This window comes from Bacillus cereus group sp. MYBK222-1, from assembly GCF_051916425.1.
GTDB classification, from domain to species: Bacteria; Bacillota; Bacilli; order Bacillales; family Bacillaceae_G; genus Bacillus_A; species Bacillus_A paranthracis.
This window is the reverse complement of sequence record NZ_JBQAGP010000018.1, coordinates 1-7,995: the sequence shown is the minus strand read 5'-3', so window position 1 is coordinate 7,995 and position 7,995 is coordinate 1. Positions and strand designations below refer to the sequence as shown.

Sequence of the window (7,995 nt, the reverse complement as noted above, 5' to 3'; positions counted from 1 at the left end):
TCTTAATCCATTCGCTCGACTTGCATGTATTAGGCACGCCGCCAGCGTTCATCCTGAGCCAGGATCAAACTCTCCAATAAAGTTAGTTTGTCTAGCATCATAAAATAAAAAATTGACGTTTCACGTTGTTTGTTTCGTTCAGTTTTCAAAGAACTACTTCGTCGCTCAGAAGCGACTTTATTAATATAACATTTTGTTATATTTTCGTCAACAACTTTTTTCAAAAAGTTGTTTTTCGTTTGTTTTGCTTGTTACCTTTCGTGGCAACGAATATAAATATACCAGTTTGATTATTAAAATGCAATAGTTTTTCTAATAAAATTTTTAACTTAGTAAAAAAGTATAAAAACAGCACTTTTCTTCTATATAAATATAATTTCCCCCACCATCGACATCTAACGCCCGACGCTCATACTCAAATAAAAAAAGCTTTGGAGAAATCTCCAAAGCTTAGTCTTGTTTATGACGCATAGCAGGGAATAATAGTACGTCACGAATAGATGGTGCATTCGTTAATAACATAACAAGACGATCAATACCAATTCCTAGTCCACCTGTAGGAGGCATACCATACTCAAGAGCTTCGATATAATCATCATCCATCATGTGAGCTTCATCATTACCTTGTTCGCGTTCTTTTAATTGCGCTTCAAAACGTTCTTTCTGATCAATTGGATCATTTAACTCAGTGAATGCATTTGCATGTTCACGTGCAACGATAAATAATTCGAAACGATCTGTGAATCGTGGATCTTCGTCATTCTTTTTCGCAAGTGGCGAAATTTCTACTGGATGACCGTAAATAAATGTTGGTTGGATTAATTTATCTTCTACTTTTTGCTCGAAGAATTCATTAATAATATGACCAACTTCCATTGTATCCTTAATTTCTACATTATGTTCTTTTGCAAGTTCACGCGCTTCTTCTACACTCATCGGATTCCAGAAATCTGCTCCAGAATGTTCTTTAATTGCATCTACCATATGAAGACGTGTCCATTCTGGTTCTAGATTAATTTCATAATCACCATATTGGATTGTTGTTGTACCTAGTACTTGCTTCGCGATATGAGCAACCATATTTTCTGTTAGTTTCATAATATCTTTATAATCAGCATACGCTTCATATAATTCAATCATCGTAAACTCAGGGTTATGACGAGTTGATACACCCTCGTTACGGAATACACGGCCGATTTCATAAACTTTTTCTAATCCACCCACAATAAGGCGTTTTAAATGAAGTTCAATTGCGATACGCATATATAATTCCATATCTAACGCATTATGGTGCGTGATGAAAGGACGCGCAGAAGCTCCACCTGCAATTGCGTGCATCATAGGTGTTTCCACTTCAAGATAACCATTGTCATCTAAGTATCTTCTCATTTCACGAATGATTTTACTGCGAGTAACAAATGTTTCACGGCTTTCCATACTTGTAATTAAGTCTAAGTAACGTTGACGGTAGCGTTGTTCAACATCTTTTAATCCATGATATTTATCCGGTAATGGACGAAGAGATTTCGTTAATAGCGTAAAGCCCGTTGCTTTCACCGAAAGTTCTCCAACGTTCGTTTTGAAAACTTTACCTTCAATACCTACTAAGTCACCTAAATCTGCTGTTTTAAATAATTCGTACTCTTCATCTCCAACAGCATCTTTACGAACGTAAATTTGAACTTGTCCATGTAAATCTTGAATATGTGCAAATCCAGCTTTTCCTTTACCGCGTTTTGTCATAATACGACCAGCGATAGAAACAGAGATTTCTTTCTCCTCTAATTCTTCTTTAGAGAACTCTCCATATAGGCTTAATAATTCATTTGTTGCATTTGTACGTTCAAAACGTTTACCGAACGGATCGATCCCTTGCTCACGTAAGTTATGTAGCTTTTCACGACGAACAAGCAATTGGTCGTTTAATTCTTCGTGGTTCATGTTATCCATGGTATTGATATCACTCCAGCTCTATTAATTTTTACAATATATACAGTATAGCATTTTCTACTCAACTAGAAAAACTGCCAGCAACTAACTGGCAGTTCTTCTTTCTTTCACGTAATTATAGGAAGTGTATAGAAGAATGTCAATCTTCCCTTCCTATTATTAACCAACGTGAATTGTTTGTTGTTTCGCTTCTACTTCTTCTACAAATGTACCTAATACATTTGCAAGGTCTTCACGCGTATTACAAGCATTGATACCATTACGTACAGTTGCATTACCACGAATGCCTTTTAAATACCAAGCTGCGTGCTTTCTCATCTCTCTTACAGCGACATTTTCATTCTTTAAATCGATCAGACGATCTAGATGCAACATACATACGTCAATTTTCTCACGTACTGTCGGTTCCGGCATTAATTCACCAGTCTCTAAATACTTTACCGTACGATAAATCATCCATGGATCTCCAAGGGCAGCGCGGCCAATCATAACACCATCTACACCAATTTCATCAAGCATACGCTTTGCATCTTGCGGCGTTGCGACATCACCATTTCCAATAACCGGGATATTTACAGCTTGCTTTACTTGTTTAATAATATCCCAATCCGCTTTTCCTTCATACATTTGTACTCGTGTGCGCCCATGAACTGCTACCGCTTGTCCACCAGCACGCTCAACAGCTTTCGCATTCTCGATTGCGAAAATATGATCCTCATCCCAACCAATACGCATTTTTACTGTAACTGGTTTTTCTACAGCATCTACAACTGCCGCTACCATTTCATATATTTTATTTGGGTCTAAAAGCCACTTTGCTCCTGCATCACACTTAACGATTTTTGGTACTGGGCACCCCATATTAATATCAATGATGTCTGCTGTCGTATATTGATCTACGTATTTCGCAGCATCTACAAGAGTTTCTTTCTCGCCACCAAAAATTTGTAAACTTAATGGCTTTTCTCTCTCATCAATATATAACATATCTAATGTTCTTTTATTGTTCAGTAGTATCGCCTTATCACTTACCATTTCAGCACAAACTAGGCCTGCACCGAATTCTTTTACTGTCAAACGGAATGCAGAGTTACACACTCCCGCCATCGGTGCTAATACAACCGGATTTTTCATCTCAATATTTGCGATTTTTAACACTCGATTTACTCCTTCCTTCATGGTCACTTTGGCATTAGCTCATCTATCGAGACCTTTAATGCTTTAGCAACTTCCACTACAAAGTCTTGGGAAGGCGATCGATTTCCTCGCTCAACTTCACCTAAAACAGATACAGATACCCCTAATTCTTTTGCAAAACCTTCTTGCGTATAACCTTTTAGTTTTCGAAAAGCACGAATGCGTCTTCCCCATTTTTCTGCTTCCATACCGTTACTCCCTCTCGCCTTTTCATTTCTTCTACTTGTGAACGTGAAATGTTTTGTTTTATATCTTGATTAATCTCTAACAACGGAACGATAACAAAAGCTCTTTCGAACATCCGCGGATGCGGAACAATAAGATTCTCTGCTTCAATATTTTCTTGATTATATAGTAAAATGTCAAGGTCGATAGTCCTAGGTCCCCACCTAATTTCCCTTTTTCTTCCTAGATCATTTTCTACTTTTTGCGTTACTTTCAATAATTCTTGCGGTGATAAATTGGTAGAAATTTTTATAACTAAATTTAAAAAGCAACTTTGGTCAGTATAGCCAACCGGTTCCGTCTCATATACAGACGAAACATCCTCAACTTTGATATAAGGATTTTTATTCAGAAACTGAATCGCTTCAGTTAAATACGTATAACGTTCTCCAATATTTGAACCTAATGCAATGTAAGCTATATTATTCATGGACGTTCTCTCGTAATTTCTACCGCTACAGCACGATAATGTCCTGGTATCGGCGGATCTGGTTTAATTACCTTTATCGTACATCTTGAAATACTCTCATATTGTTTCAATATATCTGTAGCAATATTTTCAGCAATACTCTCTACAAGCTTATATGTTCTATCTTCTACAACTTTCCTACATAATTCGAAAAGCTCTCCATAATTAACAGAATGCTCTAAGTCATCACTTTCTCCTGCTTGTTTCAAATCCAATTCCACCGTTAAGTCCACTTTAAATCTCTGGCCTAATTTATTTTCCTCTGGGAATACACCATGATAACCGTAAAACTCCATATCATGAATATAAATTTTATCCAATTACTTTACCCCCTTACCAATCATCGCATCCATCATCTTAGCCATACGTGCCATTTCCTTCACATCATGAACACGAACAAACTCACAACCCTTTTCAATACCAAGACAAACGGTAGCTCCCGTCCCCTCAAGACGTTCTTCTACCGGCAAATCTAGCACATGCCCAATAAAGGACTTTCTTGAAGTACCTAAGAGAACTGGATAACCTAGTACGTTTAACTGTTCTAAATTACGCATCGCTTCTAAATTTTGTTCAGGTGTTTTAGCAAAACCGATGCCCGGGTCTAAAATGATATTCTCATCTCGTACACCAGCATCTTTAGCAATTTTAATACTGTCATATAAATCAGCAACCATATCAGCCATTAAATTACGATAATTCATATTATCGCGATTATGCATTAAAATAATAGGTACATCGTAATGAGCCGCAACTTCAGCGATTTTCGGTTCCGCCTTCGCTCCCCAAACATCATTAATAATATGAGCACCAGCTTCGATTGCTTGTTTTGCAACTTCCGCTTTATATGTGTCGATAGAAATAGGCAATTTCACCTCTTTTGAAACAGCCTGAATCATTGGAACAACTCGTTTTATTTCTTCTTCCACTGACACTTTAGCAAAGCCCGGACGAGTAGATTCGCCACCAATATCAATAATATGAGCACCTTCATCTCGCATTTCTTTCGCATGGCGCACTGCAGTATCTACCTCGTTGTAACTCCCACCATCAGAAAACGAATCTGGTGTTACATTTAAAATCCCCATAATTAACGTTTTTTCATTTAAGTTCAATGTATATTCGCCGCAGCGCAAATCATAATCCCACTTCAAACTACACATCTCCTCTTCGTAATTCATTTCTGCTCCACAATTTCTCTCTCTGCATTTCATAAAGGTTCATAAATCTTTTTGTAACCATACCTACTTTACCCGGGAAATCTCGTCCCTCTATACGATTAAGCGGAACAATTTCTTGAATCGAGTTTGTTACGAAGACTTCATCGGCTGAAAGTAATTCATCTTTTGTAAAGAAACCTTCTTTTACTTCTATACCAATCTCTTCAGCAACCTTTATAATAAACGCACGAGTGATACCATTTAAAATCCCTGTTTCAAGCGAAGGTGTATATAAAATATCACCTTTCACAAAAAAGAGATTCGAAACAATACCCTCTGCAACATAACCTACTTCAGTCAGGAAAATCCCTTCTTTATTCACACCATTTCCAATTTCACGTTTCCCCAAAATGTTATTTAAATAATGGTGAGACTTCAAGCGAGATGCACCTTCTGGGGTATTTCTCACTTGATTTAAGACAACCCCTTCTTTTTCCACTACATCTCCCGGGGCCGCTAAAGGTTTTATAAAAACAATAATAGACGGCTCTTCATACATTTCTGTTTGCAATCCAATTTCATCTATACCCGCCGATACATTAAAACGGACATACGCATGCTCTAATTTATTCTTAACGATTAAATTCTTCAAAATAAGCATTACTTCATCTTTCGTCATTGTCCATTTTATTTGCAATGTATCCAGCGCATCTATTAAACGGTCATAATGATCATCCAATAAGAAAGGATGACCATTATAAATACGAAAAGTCTCAAAAACTCCAAGACCATATAAATAACCATGATCATAAGGAGAAATTCTCGCTTCACTCGATTCTACATACTGACCATTTACGTAAATTAACATGATGTCACACTTGGACTATATTTACGAATGAAATTCTGCAACAACTCTTTCCCGTGAGAAGTCATAATAGATTCCGGGTGGAACTGCACACCTTCAATCGGTAATGTTGTATGGCGGAGCGCCATAATTTCCCCTTCTTCTGTCCAAGACGTTACCTCTAAACAATCAGGTAACGTCTCTTTCTTAACAATAAGGGAATGATAGCGTGTCGCGGTAAACGGATTAGGGATATCCGAAAAAATCGTCTTCTCGTCATGATGCATAAGCGATGTTTTCCCATGCATTAATCGCTCTGCACGAACAACCTCTCCACCAAACACTTGCGCAATAGATTGATGACCAAGACAAACCCCAAAAATCGGAATCTTTCCAGCAAAGTATCGAATAACCTCCATACTAATTCCTGCCTCATTCGGACTACATGGACCTGGCGAAATCATTAAAAAGTCTGGTTTCATATTCTCAATATCTGAAATAGTCACTTCATCGTTACGTTTAACAACAAGATCTTGTCCAAGTTCTCCAAGAAACTGCACTAAATTAAATGTAAAAGAATCATAATTATCAATCATTAATATCATTTCTCTCACCTAACCGTTTCTTCACTACGTTCTTTTGCACGCCATAAAGCAATCGCCTTTTTTAACGACTCTTTATATTCATTTTCCGGATTTGAATCAATTACAATTCCCGCCCCTGCTTGTACATGCGCTTTTCCGTCTTTAGCAAGAAGTGTCCTAATTACAATATTCAATTCTGTATCTCCAGAATAACCGATCCAACCGATTGAACCTGTATAAATCCCTCGGCGAACAGGTTCTAATTCTTCAATAATTTCCATCGTACGTATTTTCGGAGCACCCGTAATTGTTCCTCCAGGGAATACAGCCTTCACTAAATCGAAAGCATCTTTATCTTCTTCCACCTCACCACGCACATTAGAAACAATATGCATAACATGTGAGTATTTCTCAATTACCATAAACTCGTCTACTTCTACAGTGCCATATTTACAAACACGTCCTAAATCATTTCGCTCTAAATCCACAAGCATGACGTGCTCTGCTCTTTCTTTTTCATTCTCAATTAATTCCCTTGCCAATTCTTCATCCTCTTGCTCATTTGCCCCTCTAGATCTCGTTCCAGCAATTGGTCTTGTACTTACTTCAGTTCCCTGTTTCTTAATTAGCAACTCTGGCGATCCACTTACAATTTGAAAATCCCCGAGCTCCAAGTAACCCATATATGGAGATGGATTAATTTCACGAAGACTTGTATATATTTCTAGTGGGTGTGTTTGTAACGTTCTTTCTTGTCTTGTCGACAAGTTTACTTGGAACACATCACCAGCACCAATATATTCTTGAATACATTCAACCGCCTTCATAAAGCTTTCTTCAGTAAAAGCAACTGCTTCACTTTTCTTTTCAGGGCACGCAAACGGCATAGTCACTTCTGGCGCTTCTGTCGTCCAAAGAACCTTCCATTCATTTAATCGTTCTTTTGCCTCTTCATGCTTATCTGCATAATGTGTAATAATCCATAATACTTTTTCCTCTTGATCATACACAAACACATCATCAAATAATAAAAAGAATATATCAGGTATATTAATATCATCCTCGGCAAGAGAAGGAAGTTTTTCAATATAACGGATGCAATCATAACTAAAGTAGCCAATTGCACCACCTTGAAAAGGCGGGTATTCCGGATTATAATCCGTTTTCCATTGCTCCATATATTCCTGCATTAAACCTAATGGGTTTCCTTGCTTTATTGTTTCCTTACCACTTTCACTTATATGTAACGTTTCACCCTTCCCTCGGATTACCGCTACCGGGTTTAACCCCACAATGTTATAACGACCGCCACGCCCACTCTCTAACAAAATATGTTGCGGTTTATCCTTAGAAAGAAATTTATATTGCTTAAAGAAATCTAACTGATATGGAATAGAAAGCGCTAAAGATTTTCTTCGTTGCATATCAACACCCCGTCTTCTTTTATCCCACCCCCTTATATTAACCACTTCAAACTACATTCGTTATGTATATAGAAGAGTTATACTCGAAGGCTAGTGAAAATAAATTAATGATACTACCTCTTATTTTACATGAAGTTTTCTA

General features: G+C 37.3%; 9 protein-coding genes and 1 rRNA gene. All 10 read right to left on the bottom strand.

Features of this window, described 5'->3' with window-relative positions:
* Positions 1–80, bottom strand: a 16S ribosomal RNA gene (locus ACTFR9_RS27445); the annotation flags it as partial.
* A gap of 370 nt (positions 81–450) precedes the next feature.
* Positions 451–1,950 carry a lysine--tRNA ligase gene (gene lysS / locus ACTFR9_RS27440; protein ID WP_000369678.1) on the bottom strand — a complete coding sequence of 500 codons (1,500 nt, stop codon included), beginning with the start codon at positions 1,948–1,950 and terminating at the stop codon, positions 451–453.
* Positions 1,951–2,109: 159 nt separating this feature from the next.
* Positions 2,110–3,108, bottom strand: a complete 999-nt coding sequence (dusB, locus tag ACTFR9_RS27435; RefSeq protein ID WP_000912258.1) for a tRNA dihydrouridine synthase DusB — start codon at positions 3,106–3,108, stop codon at positions 2,110–2,112.
* Between the two features lie 23 nt (positions 3,109–3,131).
* A complete protein-coding gene (locus ACTFR9_RS27430; protein ID WP_000387027.1) occupies positions 3,132–3,335 on the bottom strand; it encodes a helix-turn-helix domain-containing protein in 204 nt (67 codons plus the stop codon).
* The gene (gene folK / locus ACTFR9_RS27425) at positions 3,287–3,802 is read right to left on the bottom strand and encodes a 2-amino-4-hydroxy-6-hydroxymethyldihydropteridine diphosphokinase (RefSeq protein WP_001059445.1); all 516 of its coding nucleotides are present in this window, start codon (positions 3,800–3,802) and stop codon (positions 3,287–3,289) included. Before folK ends, ACTFR9_RS27430 begins: the two co-directional genes overlap by 49 nt.
* The gene (folB, locus tag ACTFR9_RS27420) at positions 3,799–4,161 is read right to left on the bottom strand and encodes a dihydroneopterin aldolase (protein ID WP_000358059.1); all 363 of its coding nucleotides are present in this window, start codon (positions 4,159–4,161) and stop codon (positions 3,799–3,801) included. Before folB ends, folK begins: the two co-directional genes overlap by 4 nt.
* Positions 4,162–5,022 carry a dihydropteroate synthase gene (gene folP / locus ACTFR9_RS27415; RefSeq protein ID WP_025991707.1) on the bottom strand — a complete coding sequence of 287 codons (861 nt, stop codon included), beginning with the start codon at positions 5,020–5,022 and terminating at the stop codon, positions 4,162–4,164.
* On the bottom strand, positions 4,997–5,869 hold the full coding sequence (gene pabC, locus ACTFR9_RS27410; protein ID WP_000909890.1) for an aminodeoxychorismate lyase: 873 nt from the start codon (positions 5,867–5,869) through the stop codon (positions 4,997–4,999). Before pabC ends, folP begins: the two co-directional genes overlap by 26 nt.
* Positions 5,863–6,450, bottom strand: a complete 588-nt coding sequence (gene pabA / locus ACTFR9_RS27405) for an aminodeoxychorismate/anthranilate synthase component II (protein ID WP_000602276.1) — start codon at positions 6,448–6,450, stop codon at positions 5,863–5,865. Before pabA ends, pabC begins: the two co-directional genes overlap by 7 nt.
* A 5-nt stretch (positions 6,451–6,455) precedes the next feature.
* The gene (gene pabB, locus ACTFR9_RS27400; protein ID WP_171484847.1) at positions 6,456–7,853 is read right to left on the bottom strand and encodes an aminodeoxychorismate synthase component I; all 1,398 of its coding nucleotides are present in this window, start codon (positions 7,851–7,853) and stop codon (positions 6,456–6,458) included.
* Positions 7,854–7,995 lie beyond the last annotated feature (142 nt).